This is a genomic window from bacterium SCSIO 12741, assembly GCA_024398055.1.
Lineage (GTDB): Bacteria > Bacteroidota > Bacteroidia > Flavobacteriales_G > Salibacteraceae > SCSIO-12741.
Window position 1 is genome coordinate 3,510,492 of sequence record CP073749.1, and the last position, 26,777, is coordinate 3,537,268.

Annotated in this window: 18 protein-coding genes and 1 tRNA gene; 7 read left to right on the forward strand and 12 right to left on the reverse strand. The window is 42.2% G+C overall.

The features are described 5' to 3' along the window. Window positions 1–316: 316 nt before the first annotated feature. Window positions 317–2,227, forward strand: coding sequence for a T9SS type A sorting domain-containing protein (locus KFE98_15030; GenBank protein UTW61317.1), 1,911 nt, complete (start codon window positions 317–319; stop codon window positions 2,225–2,227). Window positions 2,228–2,239: 12 nt separating this feature from the next. Here the strand turns inward: KFE98_15030 and KFE98_15035 are convergent, their stop codons facing one another. The 3 genes from KFE98_15035 to KFE98_15045 form a co-directional block, all read right to left on the reverse strand. After that, window positions 2,240–3,142, reverse strand: a complete 903-nt coding sequence (locus tag KFE98_15035; GenBank protein UTW61318.1) for a hypothetical protein — start codon at window positions 3,140–3,142, stop codon at window positions 2,240–2,242. A 15-nt stretch (window positions 3,143–3,157) separates the two neighbouring features. Continuing rightward, window positions 3,158–3,868: a class I SAM-dependent methyltransferase gene (locus KFE98_15040; protein ID UTW61319.1), complete on the reverse strand. Its 711-nt coding sequence runs from the start codon at window positions 3,866–3,868 to the stop codon at window positions 3,158–3,160. A gap of 218 nt (window positions 3,869–4,086) precedes the next feature. Then, entirely contained in the window at window positions 4,087–5,232 is a 1,146-nt protein-coding gene (locus tag KFE98_15045) for a DUF4062 domain-containing protein (protein UTW61320.1), read from the reverse strand. Between the two features lie 284 nt (window positions 5,233–5,516). On the opposite strand from KFE98_15045, the gene KFE98_15050 reads away from it, so the two are divergent. Then, window positions 5,517–7,052, forward strand: coding sequence for a tail fiber domain-containing protein (locus tag KFE98_15050; GenBank protein UTW61321.1), 1,536 nt, complete (start codon window positions 5,517–5,519; stop codon window positions 7,050–7,052). A gap of 206 nt (window positions 7,053–7,258) precedes the next feature. Beyond that, entirely contained in the window at window positions 7,259–8,488 is a 1,230-nt protein-coding gene (locus tag KFE98_15055; GenBank protein ID UTW61322.1) for a hypothetical protein, read from the forward strand. Between the two features lie 184 nt (window positions 8,489–8,672). On the opposite strand, the gene KFE98_15060 is transcribed toward KFE98_15055, so the two are convergent. Together KFE98_15060 and KFE98_15065 are read right to left on the reverse strand one after the other, a co-directional pair. Then, window positions 8,673–10,664 (reverse strand): T9SS type A sorting domain-containing protein, encoded by a 1,992-nt coding sequence (locus KFE98_15060; GenBank protein ID UTW61323.1) that lies wholly within the window; start codon window positions 10,662–10,664, stop codon window positions 8,673–8,675. Between the two features lie 4,365 nt (window positions 10,665–15,029). Then, window positions 15,030–16,394 (reverse strand): hypothetical protein, encoded by a 1,365-nt coding sequence (locus KFE98_15065; GenBank protein UTW61324.1) that lies wholly within the window; start codon window positions 16,392–16,394, stop codon window positions 15,030–15,032. 232 nt (window positions 16,395–16,626) lie between these two features. Here KFE98_15065 and KFE98_15070 point away from each other — a divergent pair, with 232 nt between their 5' ends. Both KFE98_15070 and KFE98_15075 read left to right on the forward strand, forming a co-directional pair. After that, window positions 16,627–17,454 (forward strand): tetratricopeptide repeat protein, encoded by an 828-nt coding sequence (locus KFE98_15070; protein UTW61325.1) that lies wholly within the window; start codon window positions 16,627–16,629, stop codon window positions 17,452–17,454. Between the two features lie 326 nt (window positions 17,455–17,780). Continuing rightward, window positions 17,781–18,170 (forward strand): hypothetical protein, encoded by a 390-nt coding sequence (locus KFE98_15075; protein UTW61326.1) that lies wholly within the window; start codon window positions 17,781–17,783, stop codon window positions 18,168–18,170. 502 nt (window positions 18,171–18,672) lie between these two features. On the opposite strand, the gene KFE98_15080 is transcribed toward KFE98_15075, so the two are convergent. The 3 genes from KFE98_15080 to KFE98_15090 are packed head-to-tail and all read right to left on the reverse strand — an operon-like array spanning window position 18,673 to window position 20,824. After that, window positions 18,673–19,953: a hypothetical protein gene (locus KFE98_15080; protein ID UTW61327.1), complete on the reverse strand. Its 1,281-nt coding sequence runs from the start codon at window positions 19,951–19,953 to the stop codon at window positions 18,673–18,675. Next, on the reverse strand, window positions 19,946–20,404 hold the full coding sequence (locus KFE98_15085; GenBank protein ID UTW61328.1) for a hypothetical protein: 459 nt from the start codon (window positions 20,402–20,404) through the stop codon (window positions 19,946–19,948). The genes KFE98_15080 and KFE98_15085 overlap by 8 nt, the downstream gene beginning before the upstream one ends. 9 nt (window positions 20,405–20,413) lie before the next feature. Next, the gene (locus KFE98_15090) at window positions 20,414–20,824 is read right to left on the reverse strand and encodes a hypothetical protein (protein ID UTW61329.1); all 411 of its coding nucleotides are present in this window, start codon (window positions 20,822–20,824) and stop codon (window positions 20,414–20,416) included. Window positions 20,825–21,552: 728 nt separating this feature from the next. Between KFE98_15090 and KFE98_15095 the strand changes: the two genes are divergently transcribed. After that, window positions 21,553–23,217: a hypothetical protein gene (locus KFE98_15095; GenBank protein UTW61330.1), complete on the forward strand. Its 1,665-nt coding sequence runs from the start codon at window positions 21,553–21,555 to the stop codon at window positions 23,215–23,217. A gap of 276 nt (window positions 23,218–23,493) precedes the next feature. On the opposite strand, the gene KFE98_15100 is transcribed toward KFE98_15095, so the two are convergent. Further along, window positions 23,494–23,566: transfer RNA gene (locus KFE98_15100), tRNA-Lys, on the reverse strand. Between the two features lie 125 nt (window positions 23,567–23,691). Here KFE98_15100 and KFE98_15105 point away from each other — a divergent pair. Then, window positions 23,692–24,219 (forward strand): shikimate kinase, encoded by a 528-nt coding sequence (locus tag KFE98_15105; GenBank protein ID UTW61331.1) that lies wholly within the window; start codon window positions 23,692–23,694, stop codon window positions 24,217–24,219. Here the strand turns inward: KFE98_15105 and KFE98_15110 are convergent. The 3 genes from KFE98_15110 to rlmD are packed head-to-tail and all read right to left on the reverse strand — an operon-like array spanning window position 24,196 to window position 26,737. Beyond that, on the reverse strand, window positions 24,196–24,705 hold the full coding sequence (locus KFE98_15110) for a phosphoribosyltransferase (protein ID UTW61332.1): 510 nt from the start codon (window positions 24,703–24,705) through the stop codon (window positions 24,196–24,198). The two genes, KFE98_15105 and KFE98_15110, sit on opposite strands and share 24 nt — an antisense overlap. Before the next feature lie 36 nt (window positions 24,706–24,741). Continuing rightward, window positions 24,742–25,329 carry a methyltransferase domain-containing protein gene (locus KFE98_15115; GenBank protein ID UTW61333.1) on the reverse strand — a complete coding sequence of 196 codons (588 nt, stop codon included), beginning with the start codon at window positions 25,327–25,329 and terminating at the stop codon, window positions 24,742–24,744. Continuing rightward, window positions 25,313–26,737 (reverse strand): 23S rRNA (uracil(1939)-C(5))-methyltransferase RlmD, encoded by a 1,425-nt coding sequence (gene rlmD, locus KFE98_15120; GenBank protein ID UTW61334.1) that lies wholly within the window; start codon window positions 26,735–26,737, stop codon window positions 25,313–25,315. Before rlmD ends, KFE98_15115 begins: the two co-directional genes overlap by 17 nt. Window positions 26,738–26,777: the final 40 nt, after the last annotated feature.

Sequence of the window (26,777 nt, forward strand, 5' to 3'; positions counted from 1 at the left end):
ATGTGTTAAGCCAAGGGCAGGATTCAATCTCGCATCTCCAATCTCCAATCTCGTTTCTCGCATCTCCAATCTCGTTTCTCGCATCTCCAATCTCGTCTCTCGCATCTCGCATCTCGATTCTCCTATCCCAAGGCCTAAATGTTGAGGATTCAAGATTGAAGATTGAAAATTCACAACCCAATCCGTGTTTTCACTTTGAATTTGGTCTTTTTCGGTTTGTAATCGGTTGAAGGATTTTGGGTGATTTTTCGGAAATTGCAGCTACCGGAATAGACCTTCCAATTTCTAATCCGGTAAACCTTACATCCATTCAATTATGAAGCCATTTCGTGTTAAAGCCCTAGTAACTATTCTCAGCCTTTTTATCCTTTCTTCCGGTTCGGCCCAGGTTCCGGATAGTGTTTACTACAAACGATTATTTTACTCCTGCAAAGCTTGGGGACACATCAAATACTACCATTCTGAAGTGGCGGATGGAAATGTGATTTGGGACAATGAGTTACTCGACCGTATTTCTGGTATCAAAAATGCTCCGGACCATTCTTCTTTTAACGACTCTCTATACCATTGGTTAAAATCGCCTGGGACCATGGCTAAGGGCGTAGGTACTTTGCCGCATGTGATCGATTCCCTGAACAACAATTTAGACCTGTCCTGGATGCAGCACACCTACCTCTATCCATCGGTGAGGGAATGGATGGATACCGTTCGAAACGAATTTCGTCCTCGGGATCATGTGTTGGTCAATCACACTGGGGGAAGTCAGTTTATTCAATTTGATACGGATACGCTTTACTATGAGAGCCTAAACACGGCCTACCCTCATGAAGAAATGAGGTTGCTCACCTTGTTCAGGTATTGGAACATTATCCATTATTTCTTTCCCTACAAGCACCAAATGGACCAACATTGGGATAGCACCCTGGTGGAGTTTATTCCTCAATTTGTGGAAGCGAAGAATGCAGAAGAATACCATTTGGCCATTCGTAAATTGATCACCCGGATCGATGATAGCCACGGGTTTTATTCGCATCCTACATTCAGCACCTGGAGTGGAACTCGATTTCCGCCCATATTCGTTCGCTATATAGAAAAGAAATGTGTGGTTACTCAAACCCTTCCTCAAGCCGGACAGGTGAAAATTGGAGATGTGGTGACTCACATTGACGGCAAGAAGGTGGAAGATATTAGAGATAGCCTGCGAGACTATGTTAATGGTTCAAATGATGATATTATCGAACGAGAGCTCAATACCTTGATGCTCTATACCAACAGTTCGAACTTGACGGTGACGGTTGAAAATGGCCAGGGATCAAATCAGGTTAACCTGGCGACCTCCTGGAGCAACCGTCTCAACCTACATAATCAGGTGAATGGTCCGGTGTGGACGGATACTATCTTGCCTTCTGGTTGTCACTATGGAATCGTTGATATGGGACAATTGGAAAAGACGCAGTTGTCTGATATGTATAGTGATTTGGAATATACGGATGCCATCGTTTTTGATATTCGAAACTATCCGAATGGAACCCTTTGGGGATTGGTTGATTTCCTATTCGGCTATCCGATACCCATTGCCACATTTACCCAAAATGACATGAAGTATCCCGGTAGAATGATGTGGAGACCTGTAACGATTGGTCAGGGGAGTGGTTACCCTTATCAGGGAAAGTTGATCCTACTCTTTGATGAGCGTACCCAAAGCCAGGCGGAATACACCTGTATGGGCTTGGAGCAACACCCTGGCGCCATAAAGATTGGAAGTACAACCTCTGGGGCGGATGGAAACACGGCCCGAATTTATTTGCCTGGCTCAGGACTGACTGCTGCCACCTTTTTAGGTACCTATTACCCAGACTATACGCCCACCCAAAGAGTAGGAATTATTCCCGACTACGAGGTACGTCCCACCATTCAAGGGATAAGAAATGGCCGCGATGAGGTGATGGAATTTGCTTTGAATTGTCAGTGGACTCAAGGTACAAGTACGAGAGATTTATCATGGATCTCAGATGAAAAAATGGGTTATCCGAATCCTACGCGGAATCATTTTTACCTCAACAACGACAAAACGTTGAGTCGGGTGCAGGTTTGGAATTCATCAGGAAAACTAATGGATGAATTTCACGATATGAAGGAATATAGCATGGTGGATTTAGGCAGTTACCTTCCAGGTCTTTACCTGGTGGTGAGTGAGGACGGTACGCAAAGGGTTATTAAGGAGTAGAGGAGTGGCGGTTTAGTCTTTCACAATAGCAGATTCTTCCCAATACTCTACCTGATTATCGTAACGGTCATAACTGGGACCAAATTCGCCGTAATTCGATCGTACAATTTCTTGCAAAACCGTGCCTTGATTGTTGTAGGAGATTTGATTCGAAAAAGTGAGCATTTCATTGGTGTATTTCTCCACTCGAATCAACTGTTCCTTTTCGTCGTAGTAATATTTTTCCTCGGCCAGAGAATCATCGGCAAAGAATCGGGAGATGGCGTGAGTCTCCAGGCCATTTTGATAGCTGAAACGAGTTTCAGAAAGGGGCTGAAATTCTTCGTTGTTCTCCACTTCACGAATCAACTGACCATCTTGATAGTAGAAAAAGGTTTCGGAATAACATTCGTAAATCGGTTGTTCTACTCTTCTGTAGGTCAGTAAATCACTGTCCTCAAAGTATTGGTACTTGGTAATTTCCTCTACAACACCCAGGTCGTTGGTTACTGTCTCCTCTATCGGACGATTATCAGTATCCAATTTGGCTACCTCTTTATGATAAAGGCTTCCATCGTCATTGAGCGCAGTGCCGGAATCGGTTCTCCCCAATTCAAAATACTGATAGGTTTTAGTTATGGAACCGCCATCCGAAAAGGTGACCTTAACCGACTTTAAAGTTTTATCCTCCTCGTATTCATACTCCGATTTTTCGATGAATTTTCCGTGATTGTACTCACTTTGTTCCACCAGCTGATCATGAATATCATATACATAGCGAAACTCGATCTCAATTTTACCTGAAGCACTTAGTTCTTGTTCCAGTAAAATCCGACCATGAACATCGTATTCCTGAATTCGGCTAACAAAAGACCGTACAACTTCATCCAAATGATTGAGTTGTGATTGGGTGGTGGTTATTCGTCTGATTTTCATGGTTGGATGGTGTTCTTACACCAGTTTCATTGCTACCTGGTAATAGTTATTGACCTGCCCCAGCACTTTGTAGTCCACATAGTAGGAGTTTACCCATTCGGTAAAGGCTTTATACTCGTGCATAGGAACGTTGAATTCGTCAAACATGAGGATGTCGCCTTTGTTGAGGTAGGGATAGATGGACGTTAGTACAAATAGGGTAGAGGAGTACAGGTCAGCGTCAAGATGAATGACCTTACGCTTTCCAGAATCGTAATTTTTTAAGAAGTTTAGCAAGGTATCTTGAAAAACGCCTTGAAAAAACTCGTGACGGTTATCGTCAATTTTTGGAGGTTCATTTCCATTGGACATGTCCCCTTTTTTAAAGGGCCCCCAATCTTCTGGTAATCCAGTAAAGGTGTCAAATCCATAGAAGCGAGACTCGGGATTTTTCAAGTGATCTACCCACCACCGAAATGAGTTACCACGGGCCACACCAAATTCAAAATAGTCCACCGGTTGATCCTTTATCTCCTTTTCAATTAGAAATTCAAAGAGCTTGTATCGACGGTCGTATTCAAATTTTTTGGCGGGAAAATCGGTAAACTCCAGATCACGGTGTTTTGAAATCCAATCCGAAAGCTCCGACAAGTGTCCCAAGAAGTTAATTCGATCACCAGGTAGGTGCTTGAGAATCCCTGATTTATACAGGAAATATTTGGATTGACGGATTAGGTTTTTATTCATAGCAGAAGAGATACCAGGATTAACCAAAAAGAGTCGGCGAATATAGGGAAAATCCAGGTGTTACTTCTTTCTTAGTTTGATTCTGGGAAGCCTGGATATCTATTGGATTTCTTAATCTTAGCTTAGTTTTGATTTTCTTTAAAACTCCATATGTTTTACTACTAAAAAACAATTTGGAAACTTGAAGTATTTATAAAATTATGGAGAAGGAAGTCTGATTAAGTTTGAGCTTTCAAATCGCTTATCATAGCGTTTGCCAAATTAATTCCGATTTGAAATTCCGCATAAAGCTCCTCAAGGGTTTTTGAAGTAGTTCTTTTAGCGCGGTTAAACTCTTTAGTCATTCTGGGGAGGCTTTTAACAACTTCCAAAAACTCATTTCCTGATTCGATCGATTCTTCAATCGTCAATACGAATTCTTTAATGGAGGAGATTGCAGCTTCTAATTCGTCAACTTCTTCAGAGCCCATTTCAATGCTGATTTTTATTGCGTTTGAGTAGGAATCAATCGCCTTTTCGATGTTTTCTGAATATAGTGGTATTTCTGCCTTAATCCTCTGAACATAGGAATGCATGTCATCGGCAGCTGAATTAACTAATCGGCGCTTTTTTTTATTACCCATTTCTGGGTCTTTTGCGATTTCGGCATCAATTTCACGTGCCATTTCTTCGAACCGCTTGCCAATCCATACTGTTGCGGAGGAAATTCTATTTAATATTTCAAGTAAATTTTCAATCGACTCCTCCCCAATTTCAGAATAATCTATTAATCCCAATTCTTCTTCATAGATATCCTCTTGAATTGGTTTGACCAGGTTTTCTATTTCTCTCGGGATTTGCTTAAGGTCCTGGACCTTTCTCATTAGTTGCATTCTTAACAATTTTCTAAATTCATCCGTTGAATTGAATTCCCAATAGAGAACTCCATCATCTCCCAAATTGTTTTTGAAATTATTTATTGCCCTAATACTCTCGGGATCTATTGATTTGAACGGAATTGGAGCAGTTTTAAAATAGATCATTATCTCCTTTGAAGGGGACTCTGAACGATTTTTGACAGCAATTTGATACTCCTCCTCAGTTCCAGAACCGTATTGAGGCGTTGGAGTTCCAAACTTGCTCCAAAGAATTCCTAAAAAAATATCATAATCCTTTCCTATATCACTATTAATTACTTGTTGGGGATAATTGGCAATTCCCGGATTCACTGCATTTTCCCATTTTAAAAGCTGAACTTGAACGTCAGAATGGAGAAAGGCAGATGTGTTCAATTCATCAATAACTTCACCTACTATTTCGCGTTCGTCGTGTAAATCTGAAGGAGAGGCGAGAAAGACTCTGAATAAGGAAATTTGTTTAGGCATTTATGGATCGTGTTGATGGCTTAATTAGCATATACTAAAATATGAATTGACGATAATTTACCCAACTGTTTTTCTTCTTTTAGCTCTTTTAGGTATTTCAAGTTTCCCAAATTTCGGGTAAGTCTTTGGGCTTTTTTGGAAAGAGAATGGGCATGTTGGGACCAATTGCTGCCTTTAAGTCATTCTTAAAAACAAACTTGTAGTGTTTGATTGGGGCTGATTCAACCCGGCCCTGAGAGTGCTTACTCTTTATCTCAAATACCTATAATTAAACTATAATGAACATGAAAAAATTTTTATTGTTTTCACTGGCTCTAGCCATGGGTTCGTGGAACGTAGCTACGGCTCAGAATACCTCATTTGGAATTGGTGCATTAGGAAGTGTAACAACAGGTACCAACAATAGTGCATTTGGTGCTCAATCCTTGTTTTCAACAACTACAGGCCACTACAACAACGGCTTTGGTAAATACGCTCTTTATTCCAACGTCAATGGGAGCCAAAATATAGCTATGGGTTACGCTGCTTTGTATTCCAATACAAGTGGTAACGAAAACATTGCGATTGGGTCCAAAGCGTTAGCTACGAATACGACGGGAAATGGCAACATCGGTATTGGTGAAGGTGCGATCAACAACAACACCACGGCCAACTACAATGTGGCAACGGGTTACTTTGCCCTATCCCAAAACAGCACAGGAGCAGGAAACGTAGCCAGTGGTTACCATGCCCTAAATACAAACTCTACCGGAGGCTATAACGTAGCTAGCGGTTACGAAGCTCTTCAGAGCAACACTACCGGAGGAAGCAACTCGGCTATCGGTCATTACGCCGCTATGAACAATACCACAGGTTACTACAATGTGGCTCACGGTTACGCGGCTTTGTATTCCAACACTACTGGAGAGTTGAATGTAGCTCTTGGTGGAAAAGCTTTGGCAAACAACATTACAGGAAGCGATAACGTGGCTGTAGGTACCTCTTCAGGTCCTAACAACACCAATTACTCCAATACGACTGCATTGGGTAATAATGCCATTACCACAGCTTCTAATCAGGTTAGAATTGGAAATACTTTTGTAACCAGCATCGGTGGATACCAAGCTTGGACTAACCTTTCTGACGGTCGTTTTAAAGGAGATATCCAGGAAAACGTAATGGGACTTGACTTCATTAATCAGTTGCGTCCGGTAAGCTACGTGGTAGATCAAAACAAATTGGACGAATTCTTAGGTGCTACCAATTCTGAATTTTACAAGGCTTCTACGGGTGAGCAGCACTACCAAACTGGTTTTATTGCTCAGGAAGTAGATGAGTTGACTCAAAAATTGGGCTTCACGGAATTTAATGGTGTTGACCGTCCTGAAAATGACGGCGATCACTACGGACTACGTTACTCTGAATTTGTAGTTCCATTGGTAAAAGCCGTTCAGGAATTGAGCGCTAACCAAGAGCAATTGCTTAAAACCATTGAAGAGCAACAAGTACAAATCGACGCTTTGACTGGTCGTGATAAGACTTCAGCTACAGGTTTGGAAAATGCTGGTGCTGACAACCCTCAAGTTGAGTTGTACCAAAATGCACCCAATCCTTTTACTACCGATACCCAAATCAAAATGGTATTGCCAGAAAATGTTCAGCAAGCACAAATTATCATCTACAACCTGGAAGGAAAGCAACTAAAAGCTTACGACGTAGAAGGTAATGGGGAAACTTCAGTAACCATTCATGGAAATGAGTTGGAAGCTGGAATGTACATCTATGCTTTGATTACAGATGGATCAGTTGCGTCTACCAAGCAAATGATTTTGTCTCACTAAACTAATTTAAGAGTAAGCACTTTTCATAAGGATAGGCTGCCGTCTGAACAAGTTTCGGGCGGCAGCCTTTTTTTATTCCCTCGTCACACTGCACAACCTTCTATCCCAATCAGGTAGAAGTAACTGATTTTGGAAAACAGGCTTAAATACCCTGGTTTCGAATAGAGTCTTCCTTCAAATTTGAGGTGTAAATTCAAATACCTTAAATGATGACAACTTTAAAAACGAGTACCGAAAACCAGTTGGGGTTGGACGAGTACCAACAGACTTTTTTTCTTTCTATGCTTTCCAATGCGGACGGCTCGGTTACCGATTTTCCCTTGGACCCAAATTCAAGTAAAACTGCCGAGGAGCAGCTGGCTGACGCTTTGGCTGCGAAAAAGCTAACATCTATTGAATCCATCTTAGACCAATACCTTCAAGACTGGAGTTTGGTTTGGGGGCCTGCTGTTCACGTGTCTGATTTGGATTGCCATAAAAATGATGACAAAACCTACAACGGTTTTGCTACCAATACCGTTTTTATAGTCCAAAATGGATCTGACTACGTAGTTTCTGTCGCAGGTACTACTTCAGGATCAAATTTTGATGAAATGGGCGAAGATGGTATTGTGGCAGTAATTAGCGATTGGAGTTATGGCGGACCTGATGAATTGAAGGTGAAAATCTCCAGTGGAACTGCTATTGCCTTGGGTTTCATTCATAACGAGCTCAAGGATCCAAATGAAGGAAGCCTGGACGATTTTTTCAAAAAGTTGAATCAAGATTCTACGATTACTTTTACCGGACATAGTTTAGGAGGAGCTTTGTCTCCTGCAATGGCTTTGTCCTTCTATGGCAGTCAACTTTCCAATTCCAAGAATTATGAAGGTCCAAAGATTCGAACCTATCCTACTGCTGGTCCAGATATAGGAAATGCTGATTACATGGAATACCTCAATAAAGTACTTCCTCCTTCAGAGGATATTCCAGTCAATCCTTGGATGCAATACAATTGCAAGATTTCAAATAGCATTGATATGGTGCCCCAGGCTTGGGCTAATACCGATGCCATAGCAACTCTGTATGGCCAAAATATGGCGACACCCGGTTATGTGGACTGTGTTTTGTCGAAGGCTATTTATTACATAAAGCGCTTGCATGGTGAGATTCCGTACGCCATGGATTTGTCAACCGCCAAGGGACAGTTTCAAGGAACATTTTTGGATCCCTCAGAGTTCATAAACACGGTAGTGAAATACGACTGCGCCACGGATGCTAAATATCCACTGGAATTATGTCAATTTTTGGCCGAGGTACTCTATCAGCATGTCGATGCATATATTCAGACCATTATGGCGGATAAGACGAGTAAATTAATTGCTGTGTTTGGTCATATGTCTGCTGGTAACTCGACTAAAAATCTGTTTTCTAAACAAATCTTAGGTTGCGAATAGAGTTTTAGCATTAGGAAAACTCGCTTTTAAATGGCGGATCAAATTTCAGATCCGCCATTTTTTATTCAAGTATTTGCTATGTCCATCTGGGAGGATTAGACGCACATTGTCCTTCTGGCTGGGCCAATCTGGGTTGATGGATCGTGGAATTACTTTTTGTTGAACTTCTTTTCAAACTTTATCACTATTGGTCAATGATGATCTTTATCGTTTGACGATCTACACCGTTGTCTATCAGTAAATAGTACGCCCCGTTGGGTATGGATTTTACTTCAAAATGCGATTGAAATATCCCGTTATTAGCCCACACATTTCGTTGTATCAATTGACTTCCCAATGAATTGATGAGACTTATTTCGGCTCGATCACCATCATTAGCAGGCCATTCAACCGTAAAACTTCCGCGACTTGGATTGGGAAAAACAACGATTCTTGCTTTTCGACGACCCATTCCCTCATCATCCCCAAGCGGCCAAACATCCACCTGAATTTGAGCCTGACCACGACAGCCATTTCCATCGGTTCCTATCACGGTGTAAATGATGTTCGTATCCGGATTTGCCTGAATCTGTGCACCCGTGCTATCCTGTAATCCATGAGAGGGACTCCAGCGGTAACTATCCGCATTAAACGCCTGAAGCAAAATCGTATCTCCACTTGATATTTGTATCCAGGAAGGAGTTACTGTAACTACGGGAAGCGAATCAATATTGAGTATTGCGGAGTCTTCCGGGCTCTCACAACCATTAACGGTTTGCGTGGCGTAATAAACATATCGCCCGACACTGGTATCTCCAGTGGCAAAGGAATTCCCCTGATGTATGGGTGACAACAGAGTTGTATCAATGAACCATTGGACGTTGCTTCCCTGAGCGAATAGTTCTGGAACACTATTCTGGTAACAGGATGAGGTGTCGGTCGTGATCGGTGCTTCCGGAATAGCATGAATAGTAAGAGCCAAGGAATCGGGAAAACTGGCACAACCCAACAGCGATTGTGTAACAAAATAGGAGTAGATACCAGCTGCCGTTTTTCCGGTAATTAATGTGTCGCCCACATGAATTACCTGTGTCAATTGGGGAGAAGCATACCAATGTAGATTTGAACCATTCGCTATTAAATGGGGGACAGGTTCTCCAAAACATGACGAAGCTCCCATAGATTGAGGGGAGGGAGGAACCGGGTGAATCCTTAATTGGGCCGTATCCAATTCACTTTCGCAACCATTCACCGTTTGACTGGCGTAATAGGTATGTTGCCCCACAGAGGGGTGGAGAAGAATCAGAGTGTCGCCAGAATACAATGCCTGAATTTGAGTGCTGTTGTCATACCATTGTATGGAAAGACCTTGGGCAATCAAAATCGCCGAATCTACTCCTGAGCAATAACTGGTGTCAATAGCCAGTGGGGCTTGTGGAATACCGTGAATAGTAAGTACGATTGAATTTGTTTGACTCTCACAAGACTTGGTTGTTTGAGTAGCGTAGAAAGTGTAGCTACCCACAGCCGTTTTTCCCGATGATAGTGTATCTCCAAGATGAATGGGAGTTGCTAAGAGCGTATCATCGTACCATCGAATGTTGCTTCCACTGGCAATGAGTTGAGGCACCATGAATCCAAAGCAAGAAGCGGTATCCTGGCTAACCGGGGCATTTGGAATACTGTCTATCGCTAAGGTTACCGAATCGGGTAGACTTTGGCATTGGTTGACGGTTTGCGTAAGGTAAAAGGTATAGAATCCGATAGCCGTTTTTCCGGAAGATAGGGTGTCTCCTGAATGCAGCAAGGCGGTCAATTGGCGATCAGCGTACCATCTAATAGCTGATCCTTGAGCGGCAAGGTCGGGAACGACAAAACCAAAGCAAGAGGCCGTATCTGAAGCCTTTGGGCTTGAAGGAAGACTGTCGATGGTGAGATTCACAGGACAGGATGGACTTTCTATTCCGCCTACCGTTTGAGTTACATAATAGGTATGCTTACCAACGGTCAGCAGTGGCGGACTGAATGTATCACCCAGATGAACGAGATTCGATAAGCCTGCATTGGAATACCACTTAACATGGACACCGGGTGTGATAAGATCGGGTGGGGAGAACCGAAACAGAATGTAGTATCTCGAATAAGAGGAATGGGGGCCAACCGCTGAATTCTTAGGGAAGTGGATGGCATGGAGCAACCGGATGCCTGATTCATCGAAAGGTTACAGGTTAAGCTATCTCCATGGGCTAATGACGGATTGATGTAAATGTTGGTGTCGCCTCCAACGGGTTGACCATTTACCCTCCATTGATAGTGAACGTCGCTGGCTCCATCCACTACTGCCTTGTAATGGCCAATCGTTCTATTGTTTATCACCAGGTCTTTAAAAGTCCCACCAGGAGAGTAGATCAGTGCATTAACGTTGAGCGGTAGATTGGGTGTAAATTGACTGGTATATACATTTTGTCCGTTGTGGAAATAGTGCACCTGATTGCCCATAACTTCGATGCGAAGAGTGTCACCTGAGTTGAAAGGCCACCAATTGAGTTTTAACAGACCCTTTTCGGCAATATTCAAAACCCCGTTAACGGATAGGTAGAATCCAAAGTCCATTTTGGTATGGTCAAATCGTCCATCCTGGTTACTCAATCCAATTATCCTTGAAATATTCGTTTCGGCAACCACCGTTTCCAGGTAGCCTCCGGAGTGCACCAGGTTATGGCTAAACGCGGCCGCATCCCAGTTGATTTGGCTCGAGGTTTTTATCAAGTCGTTGTTACTATCGATTCGAATTCCGCTTACCGTATTCCAAACCACATCTTCTTTGGCCATTACGCAAGAGTCCACGGAAACGGTGTCTTGGGTGATGTAGAAATCAACCGAGGGATAATCCTGGGGCGAGAACTCTTCGATGCGAATGGAGTTGGAGTTAAGGGCACATCCGGTGGCATGATCCAATTGTAGGGAACAGGAGAGGCTATCTCCAGCGACCAAGGAAGAATGGGAGTAAATAGGGGAGTTACCTCCTACCGCATTTCCATTGAGCATCCAATGGTAGCTAATGTTGGGAACCCCAGGAGCATGTGCCCGAAACCGATTGGGGCCTCCATTGTTTACCTCAATCTCTTTGAGTGTAGCCCCTGAATTTTGAAGAGAAATATCTACGTAGAGCGTGTCACTGGGTGGTGTGGAGCTGATGTAAACCGAATTTCCATTCTGCATATAATGCACTCGATTTCCAACCACCGCTACTCGGATGGTATCGCCTGAAGAATAACCACCATCCTTCCATTTGAGCACACCCTTTTCGTAGATGTACAGGAGTCCATTCCCATTGATGTGAAAGTCGTATTCAAGATCCGCATAACTGTTGCCGGTATAGGATGAACTTAATCCAAAGGCCCTGGATCTGTTGGTTTCATCCACAATGGTTTGCACATAACCACCATTGTAAACTCGATTATAACTAAAGGCATGAGCGTCCCAGGCTTGAGAAGCCGAGTTTTTAAGCAAGCCATTGCCCACAACGGTGAGTCCTCCGGTACTTTGCCAGACGATATCCTCAGCTGTCCGTTTACACGATTCGGGAATAACGGAGTCTGTGGTTACCAGTAAGTCAATGGTCTTTAGAGGATAGTGTGTGATGGAGTCACAGGAATGAGAATCGACGCAACCGCCAATTCCTCGAACATAGTAGGTGAGGACTGAACTTGAATTCACAACCAAGGTATCTCCGCTACCCAGCAAAGGGCCACCACAGGAATCCGAATACCAATTCCAGGCAGTGGCATGGGAAGATGCGTCTCCTGTGGAGATGGTAAGGAAGGCACTATCCCCGGAACAAGTGGTGGAAAGGAATGGAGTAACCGGAGGAAGGACGTTAATGGTTACTTTTTTGGGCAAACTCTCCCAACCTGAAATGGTCTGGGTGACGAAGTAGGAATAGATTCCAGGGGAATTGATAAAGGGTTGAAAGGTATCTCCCAAATAGATCAGCTGATTCATGGTAGAATCCAGGTACCATTGTATACTGTCTCCCGTAGCTATGAGTGTAGGAATAGGATCACCTGCACAGATGCTGGTATCTTGAAATTGGACCAAAGGTTGAATCGGAGCGGTAACCTCGAGTGTGAAAGAGCCAGGCGAAGCGGGATGGTTATGGCAATCCACGGAAAGGAAATACCAGTTCCCGGCAATTAGGCTATCCTGTTTAAATCCTTGCACATTTAGTCCTCCAGAACTTCCATTGATATAGGTCAGAGAAGAGTCCCAAAGTGCCATGTCGGCATTGGTAATGGTGCCGTGCAATCCACCTCTCAAAACGGTGGCTTCTATTTGGCTGGCCGGTGCTTGAAACTTAAACCAAACATTTTTGAAAGGAGGGATAGGCCAACTCTGGCTTCCTCTTGACCGATCCGCGGTTTCATTAACCGTTGAGAAGGCTGCATGAGCTGAGGTCCAACTTCCACCGGACTGCCCAATGCTATCGGTAATGTCAAGGGCCCCTTCATACCAGTCGAAACCTATGGAATCGGAGATCTGTAGGGTAAAGTTTCCAGAAGTATGATTGGGATGGTTGTCGATGGAGAGGTAGTACCAATTACCCGGTGTTAGGTTTTCTGCTACCAATCCCGGCCGTGTTGTGTATTGGTTACAGTTTATTTCGGTTAAACTGGAGTCCCACAGCGCCAATCTTGAATTGATGATACTCCCGAATATTCCACCCGATTGGGCGTAGATCTGGATTTCGGAGGTACTTGCCTTGAATTTGAACCAGATGTTACGATGCGGAGCCGTGTGCCAGCACGAACCTTTGGAACGGTCGGTAGTTTTATTGAGATTGGAAAACTGACCTGGTGCCGAATGCCATTCTCCGCCTGACAAAGCGATGCTATCGGTAAGATCCATGGCCCCTTCAAACCAGTCAAAACCTATGCTATCGGAAATCTGTAGGGTAAAGCTACCAGAAGTATGATTCTGGTGATTATCAATGGAGAGGTAGTACCATTCGCCTGGCGTTAAATTCTCTACCGCAATACCCGGACGGTGAGTGTATTGATTGCATCCCAATTCTGTTAGGCTGGAATCCCAAAGTGTAAATCTTGAATTAATAATGTTCCCATAAATACCAGAAGATTGAGCGTAGATCTGAATTTCAGAGGTAGTGGCCTTAAACTTAAACCAGACATTGCGGTAGGGAGAAGTGTTCCAACAGGAGCCTTTGGACCGATCGGCGGTTTGATTGGCATTGGAAAATTGACCAGGAGTAGATTCCCATGTTCCTCCGGATGAAGCAATGCTGTCAGTCAGATCCCAGGCTCCTTCAAACCAGTCAAAACCTATGCTATCGGAAATCTGTAGGGTAAAACTACCAGAAGTATGATTCTGGTGATTATCGATGGAGAGGTAGTACCATTCGCCTGGCGTTAAATTCTCCACCGCAATACCTGGTCGGTGAGTGTATTGATTGCATCCCAATTCCGTCAGGCTGGAATCCCAAAGTGTAAATCTTGAATTAATAATGCTCCCATAAATACCAGAGGATTGAGCGTAGATCTGAATTTCGGAAGTAGTGGCTTTAAACTTAAACCAGACATTGCGGAAAGGAGCAGTGTTCCAACAGGAGCCTTTGGACCGATCGGCGGTTTGATTGGCATTAGAAAATTGGCCAGGAGTAGATTCCCATGCTCCTCCAGAAGAAACAATGCTGTCGGTCAAATCCCAAGCCCCTTCGTACCAGTCAAAACCGATGGAATCAGATACCTGTAGGGCAAAAGTCCCGGATTGGTGACTGGGATGGTTGTCTACAGAAATGTAATACCATTTGCCTACGATAAGATTTTCGGAGATTATCCCAGGTCTATGTGTGTATTGGTTACAACCCAGTTCGGTCAAGTTAGAATCCCACAATGCCAAACGGGGAGTGGTCATCGTTCCGGCAAGGCCTCCGGATTGAGCATAGATTTGAACTTCGGTAGTTTTTGCTTGAAACTTAAACCAGACGTTGTTGTTAGGAGCTGTGAACCAGCAGGAAGCTGAAGAACCATCCGAAGTAGCACCAGCGTTGGTAAAGGCACCATACGACGAGGCCCAATTTCCGTTGTTGAAGACAAGGCTGTCGGTAATATCGAGTGCATGAATGAGAGAATCGTTTGAAGGTTGTGCCAGAGTGATAAAAGGCATTCCCAGTAGTAGAAGAAAGGGGAGGCCCAATTTGAGAGAGAGAGACATAATTATTTGCCGTTTGGGTTCGAGAAGAGAAGGAAGAAGGGGCGATTCATGCTCCTCAAAGGATCATAAATGCAGAAAGTATCAGTATTAGAAAGGGGCCCAGGCTGCGCCTTTAGAATGAAGGCCGATTGCTTTACCGTTTAGATTAAGGTGAAGGTTAAATGGCAATATTTGCGATTAACTTGCACTAAGTTAGAGGGTTGTGATTATTTGAGCAATAGGTATAACTACTTGTTGGAGCAGGTGTTTCTACTTAAAATCTTTCGTTGGAATGCTTTCTTGACAGAGCTAACCGTGTCTTTTATGGGTGGGTGCCATTGGCTTATTCGATCTAAATCAACTTGGCAACTGCAGCTTTAACCTTTTCCTTGTCTTTGGTATCCTCCTTCTTTAAACCGGCAATTTTCAAGAGATTCTCCGACTCGTTATTCTTGTTGAAAGGGTGGTTCTTATCCTGCAGTCCATGGGTATAAAAACGAACCAATTCGGCTCGATTGTAGCCAATTTTGTCACTCCTCAAATCCTTGTTGACCAGCGATTCAAAGGGGATATAATCTCGGGCCATTTGACGAATACCCAAAGATGAAAAAAGAGAAGAGGCCACCTTCAGCATTTTGGAATAGACGCCAACCGTTAAGCTGATTCCGCTGATCGCCGGGAAATATTTACCGGCCCAGTAGACTGTTTCACCTATTCCCACAAAGGCTCCTACCGTGTTTTTTACCAATTGGTCCCATTTGATATTGAAGAGTAGCATCAAATTTTGAGCACTGCTGTTCTTTTTCTTACCATAAGACTTGACCAGGGCTTCGATTTGTTGGTAGCTCTTGTAGTCGGAGTGTACAATTTTGGTTTTGTCCAAAGCTGTGCTCAGGTTCATCAAAGCGCGTCCAAGAGGCATGAGTTTTAGGTAGCCTTTTTCGCCCGTTTTATCACCTTTAATTCGGTCCCAAACCGACAATAGCCGAGGAGCCGTTAAACTGGCACTTCCCAATTTCTGAAAAAAGGCAAGCGTTCCTTTCCAAACGGCCGAACCCACATTTCCATTTTTACATTCACTCCACACTTTGGCGATCACCTCGTAAAAGTCATGGGCATAGGTAAAGAGCTTGGCTGAGTCGGCCACTAGGGTATACTCGCCCATGGTCACTTCATCCTGAAAGCCAAATTGATGCAAAGCCTCCGCGGTAGTTCCTCCGATAGAGGAGAGGGCTCTAATTCCGGTAGCGGCCTTTTTGGTTTTGCTCGCTTTTTTGTTGCCCCAGGTTTCGCCAAACTCTACGATGTCGCCGCCTGTGGTTTTAAGGTTGGTCCCGAATCCCGAATAGGTGTTTATCTCTTCTTTCGAAATTTTGATTTGTCCAGCTTTACCCTCGGCGGCAAGAAGTTTGGCCATGCTTCCGGTTGATTTTACGGCTTTACCTATTCCGGTCACGTGTTTCTTTTTTCCAATATCCTGTGCGGTTCCATATAGGTTTCCTACCAGATCCAATGTTGTGCGATTCACTGAGCGTAGATCGGGTTCGTCTTTATCTCCTCCTTCCAGCTGAACCACTGGACCTTTTGGTACCATTTGAAGGATTGATTGCTCAAACGATTTCTGCCTTGGAGTCATGGTCATACCTCCGGAACGTGAATGTCCGTTATGGGCAACTGAACGGGATTCAAACTTGCGGGAATACCCTGGTGCGTGCATAGTTTAAGGTTTGTGTATCAAATATGGCGAATGTCTGTGGGAATGGAAAGCGTATTTCTACGCGTTTTAGACTTGTTATCAGGTTGTTGTATATTCCGAATTCTGATAAATAAAGAGGGACAATCTGATTTTTGATCCTGGGATTGGATTTTGGAATTAGATTTGAATAATAATCGGCCTAATTGCCGTTAGAAAACTATTAACCATTTCTAACCTACCAAACCAATAAGTCATGATCCGAATAGCTTTAATTTCCTTGACCCTATTTCTGGGTTTTCCTCCCATTTATGCCCAGTCTCCTTCTTCGGATGCCCAACGTTTGACCGATCAGTGTATCGAAATGATGCGTCAAGGAGAGTATCAAAAGGCTCTTGAACTCGTTAACCAGGCAATAGAGATAGATGGGAAGAATGTGTTTGCCTTGCGAACCCGGGGAGGCCTTTTGGCTATGTTTCAGTATTTTAAACCAGCGCTAAAGGATTTTTCGAAAGCCATAAAGTTGGATCCTGGGAATTCCCTCTCCTTTTACAATCGAGGAACTTGTTACCAGAATATGGGAAAGTACAGTAAGGCAGTTAAGGATTTTGATCGAAGCATTGAGTTAAACCCTGAATTCAAAAGTGCCTATGCCAACCGTGGATTGGCCTGGTGTGAATTAAAGAACTATGATCAGGCCCTTAATGACTACAAGAAGGCCATTGAGCTGGATGAGGAGTATGAACTCGCTTATCGCCTGAGAGGACTGTTGCACAAGGATATGAAGAGTTATGAAGAGGCCATTGCCGATTTTAAGCAACTTTTAAAACTCAATCCTGAAAATCACGAAGCACATTTCATGATTGCCGGTGTACATATGGATTCAGGGAAATACCTGTATGCCATAGAATCTTATAACCAAGCCATAGAATTAGCTCCCGAAGAAATGTCCCCCTATTTGTTGATGCGAGGGAATGCTAAAAAGAATATCAATGATCTTGATGGTGCTTGTGCGGATTGGAATAAGGCCTATAACCTAGGTCTGTCAATAGCCAAATTGCTCATTGATGAATCTTGTCCATAAGCAACTCTTTAGGATCGACTTCTCGTCGAATTATCCTCCAAACATCGAGTTTAGTATCTCCTTGAAATTAAGTAGTATAGATTTCGGATTCTAATGGAGGAATACTTGGTACCAATGATTCAATATCGGCCAGATTATTTATGAATCCTCTCTTACTTTTGGCTTGCTCGCATTGATGCGCTTTGGTACGATGAAAAGATCGTTTTGGGCAGCTATTTATCCAGAGTTTGAATTAAATTATCTGGATAGTCTTGAATCGAACAAGCCTTCAAAAAGATATACAGAACAACGAGTTACGCTCGATCTAACAATACTGAAAAGAAATTATGGGAAGTTTTATAGAAGTGAATGATACCTTACCACTCACCGTGGAGCAGGGTTTTCCGGCCAACATTCTCGACATCAATCGTCAATCCACCTCAAATCCAGTGACCCTAAAAGAAGTAGAAGGCCGAATCTTCGAATTCCACAACAAACCATCCGCCCGAATTTTTCAGCGTGATCCAGTCCGTTTGTACCTGGTTCAAAAAATTGATGGTAAATGGCTCTTTTGGGGGCATGCCCTCCTACAAACCCAACAATGGGAAAAAACAGATCCCGAGGATAACGACAGTTGGACTACCAGCGGATCCTATATCATCAATAAGATCTATGATCCCGAGTACCAGAAAGCGGTAACGATCAATGAATCCGTTCCAGGGTTGAGTTATTTTTAGGAAGAGGCAGGGATTCAAGGGTAAGTTATATTCACCAGAGGGAGTCGCTTCGCTCCTTGAGGTTCGAGTGTGAGAAGCGAGTTCGAGGAAATGGAAAGTATGGAGCAAAAAGGCCTGATGAACTCCTCGTTCTCAGGCCTCGTTCTCGTTCTGTCTTGTGACCCGAATGGGGCTGAAATCGAACCCCGATGCAAGAAATTTTTTAGAAGGGATTCATCTTCTTGTCAAAATTTCCGAGTCAGGAAATCCAGAGATAGATTTAGTCAATAATTACTCATTTTCTTCTTGAGCCACCTTTGGAACCCGATGAAGAATTCCCTTTGTTTCCTCCTCCTGTTTTGGGCGGGTTATTTCCTCTATTCCCTCCAGAGGGTTTACCAGTTGTACTTGGCGCATTCGCCGGTCTATTTGACTTTGACATATTAAAGAGTTTAAGATTGTGCCAACTGTTATTTATAGCCCTTTTCGGCATATTGGGCTTAATCAAAATATAAATGGAATATTATTTCAATTTAACATCACCAGCGTCTCCATTCCAATAAAGAGAAGGTATTATAGTCTCGCTATCGAGATTTTCGTCCATTAGAGCATTGATAAAGTCATTTACCGTTATTGAATCCAAGTGATCCAACGTTGTCAATGCAAAAAATAATCTACGACCTAATGGCCCAACTTTGGAAATATTCCTGCCGGATTTATGATGAGGAATGAACTTGGTAGGATTATCTTTAACGCTTTGAGTAGAGCCGGGACTACTCGATACGATTACGGGGCAACGGTTAATATATAGTTCATCAACCAAAGATGAATTGAAATCAAAACTGTAAGACGAATTCTCCAATGCGCTTAGCATAGTGTCGACAAAAAGTTTTCCTAACTCGACCATGTCAATCGATTCCAACTGTTCGCTAAACCCTTTTGCTTGCTCTAATTTGAGTTTATTCAAGTTTTGTTCATTCGAATCGGAAAAATGGTTTCTTATTGTACCTGCTCCTTCCTGCTTCCAAAGGATCGGGTCATAGATCATGGTCATCATTTTTTCACTATCAATTTTACCATGTTCATTTAAAAGATTCTCAGAAGCGGGAAGAGTGGTGGCATGTTCTGCGACGGATGAATAGTAATTTTCAAAATATTCATTTGATAGTTCAGCTCGCTGTTTTTGGAGTGATTTTTGGCTGGAATTGTTCATTCTGGTAAACGGATCGATACTTGATTCTTTATCAAAGTAACTTTGACAGAAATCACCAAGAATGATTCCATTGAAACCCAATTCACAATAAGAAGAGGAAATTCCAGAAAGAGATAAGCCAAGACCACTTCGGGGATCATATAAGGAATCGCTAAGCTGGACGTTGTCTCTTGCATAAATTCTGCTCATGCTCGAGTTTCCGGGAAAAAATAGTGGATTTCGTTTATCGTATTTAGAAGTCATCCCATGACCGCATATATAAATAATGTAGAAGAATGAATCTTGGGATAGAGAGTCAGGTAAAATTAGTTGGCCAATTTCCTGTTGTAAAATCAAATCATCAACTGGTTTGTCTGCCTTAGATTCGATCAAGGTTGATTCAACTCCCAATACTTTCCTAAGCAGGCTATCAACCAAGACTGCACTTTTATTCGCTCCATTTATACTTACATTTTGAGGCAAACCAAAACGATTTAGAAGCGAATCCTCCTTATAAAACTCCGATCCCACAACAAGAGCTCTAATTTTGACCTGTGAATGAAGCATGTTTGTCCATAAGATAATGCACATCAATAAAATCCATTTACTCATGATCATTTGTGAAGTTTTTCCAGTAATTCTGAGACGATTTTCTAAATGATAAAATGACCAGTTGACCTTTTATTCTCAATTCTCGAATGGAATTTTCGTCTTCATAGTTTATGTCCCTAAGCGAAAATCTAAACTCCTTAAGTGGAGATTTTATAATTGAATCATTTACAAGGTTCAGCTCTCCATAGTAAGTCGTTAGGAAGTTCATTTTTTCTTCCTCAATTGAATCTTTAAGTTCAGCTTTGGTAATTATTTTTCCAATCAATCCACTAACATCGGAATAGAGGTTGCGTCTATATTCCCATAATTCAAGGTTTTTAGCCAATGATTGTTCAGCTTTGGTTCGATTATTTGACAAATGGATGAAACTAAAAACAAGCGAAAGAACAGTTAGAATTATTCCTCCAATTTTGATCATTACATCCCAAGTCCGATGAGTACTTTCTTTCATATCATTTTATTATTTAATATGAATTAGAACGGTTTCTTCTCTTACATCACCTTCATCTTCTCTTAGGATGATTTTGTCGTAATCTTCTAATTGCCTGATAGTTAAGTTAAGAGTCTTTTCGTTAATTGAAATTTTCCAATTAAAGTCTCCTGACTTTTTAATAGACCAATTCAAAGTCTCATGATGCCAGGTACCTCTTAGGCAGGTTTTTTTAATGACTTGGCTGTTCTTTTCTCGAAATACCCAAGAGACTCCACTAATACAAGAATCCCCGTACATGATACTAATCACTTCATCTTGTATCCATTCTTTTTCTGAACTGGCTGTTAATATTTGTTCAACTTCAGATATACTCCTTTGAGCATACGTGTTGATGATAAGCAGACAAGAAATTGCCGCCAAAATCAAATTTCTTTTCATTCAGGATGTTTAGTAAAAGGTTTTGTGATTCAATTGAATCTATTCAAAGCTAAAAAATAACAAGTTCAATTACAACATGTTATAATTACAGAATACTGATATCAGCCTTGAACAAAAGCAATCAATTTAAGTGAAATCTAATATAACTCTGGACGATTTTATGAAAAGCCGCACTTTTGATTCTAACCTTGATAATAAAGGAAGAGGAGAAACGAAAAAGCCGTTCCAAAATGAAGCGGCTTTCCAAGATAAAGAAATCTTTATGTGTGACCCGGCGTCGCTTCGCTCCTTCAGGTTCGAGTGTGAGAAGCGAGTACGAGGAAATGGAAAGTATGGAGCAAAAAAAGGCCTGATGAACTCCTCGTTCTCAGGCCTCGTCCTCGTTCTGTCTTGTGACTTGGCTGGGGCTTGGCGTCGCTTCGCTCCTTCAGGTTCGAGTGTGAGAAGCGAGTACGAGGAAAATGATAGTATTAGGCATAAAAAAAGCCCGACGTTTTATCGTCAGGCTTCCTTCTTTGTGACCCGAATGGGGCTGAGATCGAACCCCATGTCAAGAGAATTTCTTGAAGGGATTAGTTTATTGTACATAATTTCAACTGCGAAGTTTAAAAATCTGTCTAATCATTGGACCATCAACAGACAATCAGTCCGTTGCACCGCAACGGGAAGGAAACAACCACATCAATGATTGCTTAATTTAGTAGAATCAATTGCCAGAATCTTCTGTTATGGATAAAACTAAACTGATAGAAATTTCAGATCACGAGTTCACTAAATTGGCAAGCGGTTCGAGTGTCCAAATACACTCAAAAGGAAAAGCTATTTCCTTTTACAGTGCGCCTAACCCTCTTTATAATATCGGTGTACATACCGAATTCAAAGATGTAATTGTTCCTTCAATTGCCACAATAAAAGGGGGGATAAGGAAAGCCATTGTCATTAATGGACGTTCGATTATTAATGAATTGGACATAATTACAACGTCTGATAATTTTAAACTAATAGTTGGCGATAAAGCTCAGATCGGAAAGTTAAATGTTAGGTCTAATTCTGGTATGGTTAATATCGCCATAAAAGAAGAGGCAAACGTTTCCAAAATTGAGGTTCGATCCTTAAATATTAGAAGTCTTACCCTCGAGGAATCTGCTAAAGTTGATTACATTGATATTTACGAAAGCCATCAATTCTTTGAACTTTCATTTGGTGGTGAATCAAGAGTAGAAAAAATATCAATTGAAAGAAAATCCGTCATTGATTCACTTGTGTTTAAGGATAGAGCTTTTGTAAATACACTAATTACCTTAGATGAGGTAAAGGTCAATTTGATCTATACCGTTGATCATTCGGCTGTTGAATCTATTTATTTTCAGGATAATAGCCAAATAGGGGAAGCTGAATTTATCGAAAATTCAGAGTGCGCCAAAATCAGATTTTCTAAATCAACCAGGGTTGATTTTGTCTCAGTTGCAGAAGGTGCCAGAGTTCAAGAATTTGAATTTTATGGAGGAACAATAAGAGAGACATTTTCAGTGAGCGAGATGAAATTGCAGAAATTGGTTATTACCGGAAACGGTACAAATTTCCCAAGCAAGATTCACTTTCGATCACTCAGAATTAGCCAACTTATTTTTAGGGACTTCAATATTACTTCTTCTATTCAATTCACCGATATTCACCGCTTTCATGAACTTGTAAAGACAACTTTCGTCGAATTTACCCGGAGTAGCTTTCACAAATTGGAGCTTATTGGTTGTCAATTCGAAAAATTCGATTTTGTAGTTTTTAATAGTAGTGATTTGACAAACGCATTTATCGCTAAAACTAACTTCCCAGATGATGTCCGGATCGCAAAAATTAAAGTTGGGAAACCCAAGGAGTTTGTGTACAAGGTGGACAAGGATCAAGGCAAACAGTTTTTTGAACAAATCAAAACGGTACATCAGAAACATGGCAATCGAACCGAGGCGTTGAAGTATCAGGCAAAAGAGCTTAGTGCGTATTTTGAATTGCTTACATGGAAAGAAAGTTTTTGGGACAAGTTCACACTTTGCTTCAGTAAGTGGAGCAACAAGTTTGGAACTTCATGGTTCCAAGGATTCAGGTTCTTTGCAGGAACAACAATTCTATTTTATTTCCTGATTCTTCTGTCAACAGAAAACGTCCACTTGGTTTTTCCTTGGAACATGACATCAGATGATCTTGGGACATTTACTGCAAATTATTTCAGGTTCATTGACCCGACTTCAGGGGTTTTTAAGAAATGGGATTTCATATATGAAATGGAAAATGGTGACATCAGTTTGTTCGTTGTTATTTTACTGTTCTTTAGTAAAATATTTATCGTCACAATGATCTATCAGATCGTTCAGGCATTCCGAAAATTCGGGAAATAGAAAAAAGGAATAAATCTTTGAAAATTGATAGGCCTTTTTTTGTTTTCAAAAGTTCATGTTCAAGGTTTCCATCAATTCGTCAAAAAAGTGTGTCGATGGATAGTTCCAGAAATTATATTCGTTCTCAGGCCTCGCTCTCGTTCTGATTTAGTGACTTGGCTGGGGCTTGGCGTCGCTTCGCTCCTTCAGGTTCGAGTGTGAGAAGCGAGTACGAGGAAAATGATAGTATTAGGCATAAAAAAAGCCCGACGTTTTATCGTCAGGCTTCCTTCTTTGTGACTTGGCTGGGGCTCGAACCCAGGACCCTCTCCTTAAAAGGGAGATGCTCTACCAACTGAGCTACCAAGTCTCCGTAATGAGGCTGCAAATATAGTGGCTTTCTTAAATACCACAAGCCTTCAGCGAAAAAAATATTTGAGTTTTTTTTTGGCCTCTCCCTAACGAATTCAGTTACTTTGATTTCCGACTTTTTTTATGGCAAAAAATATTTTCCTAATTGGTTATATGGGCTCCGGGAAAACAACCTGGGGAAAGAAATTAGCCCACCGTACAAATCTCCCCTTTGTTGATCTGGACGCGGCCTTGGTGCAACATTTTCAAATGTCAATCAACGACTATTTTGAAAAACACGGGGTGGATGCTTTCCGACTGGAGGAGCAAAAAATGCTTCATAAGGTATCCGAAAAACAAGGGCAAATAATTGCTTGTGGAGGAGGTACTCCATGCTATCATAACAACATAGATTGGATGAATGAGCATGGAATGACCATCTATTTTAGTGCGACGGCGGAACAATTACACAGCCGATTGAAAAAAGATCGCTCGCAAAGACCCTTACTTAAGGATGAAAAAGAGGCCAATTTGTTGGGACCTATTACCTTACAATTGGAACGAAGAGTGATCGATTACAGCAAGGCCAAATGGAGTATAGATGCCTTCAATTTGAACGCAACCAAGCTCAATGCTCTAATCGATTACTTAAAGGAGATAAACGCCCTCTGATTTCTTGGAGAAATCCACAGAGATGTGTTCTTGCATAGTGGTGGCCAGGTTCAAGCCTACAAAATCTGCGGTAACCGGGTAACGGTGATGTTCGCGGTTTACAAGAATCACTGTTTTCAAAGATTTGACGGGAAAACCCAAAATATGTCTTACAGCGTAGGCCAGGGTGTGCCCGGAGTTTAACACGTCATCCACTAACAGCACTGGTTGATTGACCCAAGTTTCATCATCCAAGTCGGTATGAATGGGATGATCAAGCGGAGCATCCTTATCAATGGTCATCTGACCAAAGGTGATTTCAAATTCCGCAATTTGAGAAAGAATGTCCTTCAAGCGATTGGCAAACTCATAACCGCGGTGAGCGATCCCTACCAAAACGATTTTCTTTTCCTGATGGTAGTTTTCGTAAATCTCATGAGCGATTCGTTGAATCTTTTGTTCGATCTGCTGGGCGGTAAGTACCTTTATCTTTTCTGCTGTTGCCATCCTGGAGGATTTAGTGCTTTCAAAAATAATACAAGCTTACTTGCGAACGAGATTAATAAAGAGCTCGTTTCCCTGCCGAGGCTCAATGGAGTTGTGCGCGGTTTCCATTACCTGAATGTTGAAGTGGGGGGAGAAGAGGGGTTCATACATCTCTTTGTTACCACCAAATGGCGGATGATCTTCAAACAAGGGAATTTGAAAGAGGAGTCCAACTAACTTTCCTCCGGGTTTAATAATCTGAGCGGTTTGAGCTACATAATGTTCTCGTTCAGAAGGGTGTAAGGCGCAAAAAAAGGTCTGTTCAATCATCATGTCGAAGGACTCTTCCATCTCGAAGAAATTGACATGAAGCAAGTGCTCCTTGGGAAAAGTGGGAACACGCTCTGCAAATTTCTGGATGGCACTGGCAGAAATATCGGCCACCCAAACGTTGGTAAATCCTTGTTGGTGCAAATATTCAGCCTCATAAGCGTTTCCGGCACCTGGAATCAAGATTCTAAGGGATTTGTCCTCAAGCTGATCGAAGTAAGTTTTTAGTGGAGTAGAGGGGAAGCCAATGTCCCAACCGGTATCCTCCGTATTATAGCGCTCGTCCCAGTAGTTTTGATCAAAGGTCAATTCCATTTCTTCTTTCCAGTTTTACCACGTTTTCTACGTGATGGGTGTGAGGAAACATATCTACCGGTTGAACAGCTTTTATCTCGTAGTGTTCACTCAGCAATTGTAAGTCCCGAGCCTGAGTTGCTGGGTTACAGCTTACATAGACAATTCGACGAGGAGCACAGTAGAGTAAACTTTCCACCACATCTGCATGCATACCAGCTCGAGGAGGATCCGTAATTACAATATCGGGTCTTCCGTGCTCGTCAATAAAGGATTTGCTCAGCAAATCTTTCATGTCACCAGCGTAGAAGTCTACGTTTTCAATTTCATTTACACTTGAATTGATCCAAGCGTCTTCAATCGCTTCAGGAACGGATTCAATTCCAATCACCTTTTTGGCCTGGCGGGCCACGAAATTGGCTATGGTACCGGTACCTGTATAGAGGTCATACACTAAGTCATTTTCAGTAATCTCAGCATAATCCCGGGTTACCTTATACAATTCATAAGCCTGCTTGGAATTGGTTTGGAAAAAGGACTTTGGACCAATTTTAAACGTCAGGCCTTCCATTTCCTCTTCGATGTATTCCTGTCCATCAAAGCAGATAATTTCCTGATCGTAAATCGTGTCATTCATTTTGGTATTGATCACGTAAAGCAGACTGGTCAAGTCAGGAAAATTCTCTTTCAGGTAGTTCATCACCAACGGAATATTTTCAGGCTGATCTTCACCGAAGCTCACCAAAACCATCCATTCGTTGGTCGAGGTACTGCGGATCATAACGTTGCGCAATAAACCGCTGTGCTCATGAACATTGTAAAAGCTTAGGTCTTGAGAAATAGCAAATTCCTTTAAGCCTAATCGAATCGCATTCGAGGGATCTGCTTGTAGATGGCAATGATCTACGTCCAGAATTTTATCGTATCGACCAGGAATGTGGAAACCCAATCCTCTACGTTCGCCAAAATCATCGCCCGAGTTAATTTGCTCTTGGGTGATCCACTTTCGATCGGAGAAGGTAAATTCCAGTTTGTTTCGGTAGTATTCCGTTTCACCTGATCCCATGATAGGACTAACCTCTGGAAGCTCCAGTTTACCTAAGCGAACCAAGGTTTCAATGACCTGCTTTTCCTTAAACTTCAGCTGATCCTCATAACCCAGGTTTTGCCATTTACATCCACCACACGTTCCGAAGTGATCGCATACAGGATCCACTCGTTTATCCGAATATTGAATGATTTCGGTTGCTACTGCTTCCAGGTATTTTTTTCGTTTTCGGGTAACGCGGGCATTCACCACATCGCCAGGTACCACATAGGGTATAAATACAACCCGATCATCCCATCTCGCTACTGCCTTACCTTCCGATCCGGCATCGATAATTTCCAGAGCCTCAAGCACCTGGTTCTTATTCCTCTTTCGTCCCATTTTCGGGGCAAAAATAGGTATATTTGCCGCACAAAAATTT